2 protein-coding genes are annotated in these 2,453 nt (G+C 44.3%); both read left to right on the forward strand.

Annotated elements, in window-relative coordinates; translation table 11 throughout:
- On the forward strand, nucleotides 1-837 hold an 837-nt coding region (chlG, locus tag RMO52_RS08470), incomplete at its 5' end, for a chlorophyll synthase ChlG (protein ID WP_310412882.1).
- Between the two features lie 221 nt (nucleotides 838-1,058).
- The coding region (locus RMO52_RS08475) for a helicase HerA domain-containing protein (RefSeq protein WP_310412885.1) at nucleotides 1,059-2,453 on the forward strand (1,395 nt) is incomplete at its 3' end.

Genomic DNA, 2,453 nt, shown 5'->3' on the forward strand with positions numbered 1-2,453 from the left:
TGGGGGGTTGTGTGTGGTGCGGCATCTTCGGGTGAGTATACGTGGACGATCGAGAATGTGCTCAAAGCGGCGTTATGTATGTTGATGTCTGGGCCATTATTAACTGGTTATACTCAGGTGGTGAATGAGTGGTACGATCGCGAGATCGATGCTGTGAATGAGCCTTATCGTCCGATTCCTTCGGGGGCAATTTCGGGATCTCAGGTAGTAGTCCAAATTTTTGTCTTATTATTTGGGGGGATTGGGGTTGCTTATATTCTCGATCGAGCGGTAAATCATGAATTTCCCGTGATGACTTGTTTGGCACTTGGTGGTGCATTTGTGGCTTATATTTATTCGGCTCCACAATTGAAGTTAAAACAAAATGGGTGGTTGGGTACTTACGCGCTGGGGGCAAGTTATATCGCTTTACCTTGGTGGGCTGGTCATGCGCTATTTGGGACGCTAAATTGGACGCTGATCGTGATGACTCTATTCTATAGTTTAGCAGGATTGGGCATCGCGATCGTCAATGATTTTAAGAGTGTCGAGGGCGATAAGCAGTTTGGGCTAAAGTCGCTCCCGGTGATGTTTGGAATTGACAAGTCTGCGTGGATTTGCGTGTTGATGATTGACATTTTCCAAGCTGGTATTGCTGTCTATCTGATAACCATTCACCAAAATCTATACGCGGCAATTTTATTCCTGTTAATAATTCCCCAGATTACGTTTCAAGATATGTATTTTTTACGCAATCCGCTGGAAAATGATGTTAAATATCAGGCTAGTGCCCAACCTTTTCTCGTATTAGGCATGTTAGTCGCTGGGTTAGCTTTTGGACATGCTGCGATCGGTTGATGAATTTATCAAGCTGTCGTCGATCGCTTGTGGGGTTGGGCGGGTTTGTTCGCTATTTATCATTACAATAATAAATCACTAGCATAAACCCGCCCCTACAGATCCTGGTAGATGAGAAAATGATGGTAAATTTGTGCTATTAATATTAAAAATAACATCCAACCCGTAAAATCTTCAGCGGTGAGGGTATCGGTGCATCCGTATTTAGTATCTACCAGCTCATGAATAAACCCCTCGGCTCAGTAATAGAAGGTTCGCTCACTGGTGGCTTAGAAGTAAGACTGCATCCAGATATCTCCGTGGAAGATATGCGGGTGGGCAAATTTTTGGTGGTGAGAGGGCGACAATATGACTTCTTTTGTCTGTTAACAGATGTTTGCTTGGGGACATCAAGCGATCGAATTTTAGTCAATCCACCGCATCCCGAAGATGATTTTTTGCTGGATGTTTTGTCGGGAAGCGGTACCTATGGAACGGTAAATCTCTCGCCGATGTTGATGCTCAATAAATTTAGCCAAATTCCACCGATTGTCAGTAGCGGTGCGAGTCTGAATGGTAATGGTAAGGGTAAAAAAGCCAAAGCCGAAACTGGTAAAGCCGTCCTAGCGTCCTTTGAAGCTCAGACAAATATGGAATGGGAGCTTTTACCTGTCAAGACGGTTCCCAGCCACTTCAGTCAGGTATTTGATGCCAATGAGAACGACTTTCGATCGGTATTCGGTTGGGAAGACGATCCAACGCGCAAGAATTTTTCGATCGGGCAACCATTGGATATGGATGTACCTGTCTGCTTGGATCTCAAGAAGTTTGTCGAGCGGAGTAATGGGGTATTTGGGAAATCGGGGACGGGAAAATCATTCTTGACTCGACTGTTACTTGCTGGTGTAATTCGTAAAAAAGTCGCTGTCAATCTGATTTTTGACATGCACTCAGAATACGGCTGGGAAGCAGTGCAAGAAGGCAAAAATGTTCGCACGGTTAAAGGCTTGCGGCAACTATTTCCCAATGAGGTAGTCGTCTATACGCTCGATCCTGAATCCAGTCGTGCTAGGGGGATTCGCGACGCGCAGGATCTGTATCTCACTTATGAGATGATCGATATCGAAGATTTACAGTTGGTATCGCGCGAGTTGGGTTTATCTGATGCAGCGTTAGATAATGCCAACATTTTAGCGGCTGAATATGGCAGTAGTTGGATAAGTCGGCTACTGGAAATGACGAATGAAGATATCACTATCTTCTGTGAATCGGGGAAAGGGCATAAAGGATCGATCTCTTCTTTGCAACGGAAATTGATGCGCTTAGAAAAGCTAAAATATCTACGCCCAATCAGCCGTCAGGACAATCTTAAAAGTTTGATTCAATCGCTTAGTGCTGGTAAAAATGTGGTGATTGAATTTGGTAATCAATCGGATTTATTATCTTATATGCTGGTGACAAATATGCTCACCCGCCGGATTCATAAACTGTACGTTAATAAAGCCGAACAATATCTCCAAAGTAAACAGGAATCCGATCGACCTTATCCGCTTATTATCACGATCGAGGAAGCCCATCGTTTCTTAGATCCGGCTATTGCTAAGAGTACCATCTTTGGCACGATCGCGCGGGAAATG

Source organism: Chamaesiphon sp. OTE_8_metabat_110 (genome assembly GCF_031382685.1).
In the GTDB taxonomy this organism is placed as follows: Bacteria; Cyanobacteriota; Cyanobacteriia; order Cyanobacteriales; family Chamaesiphonaceae; genus Chamaesiphon.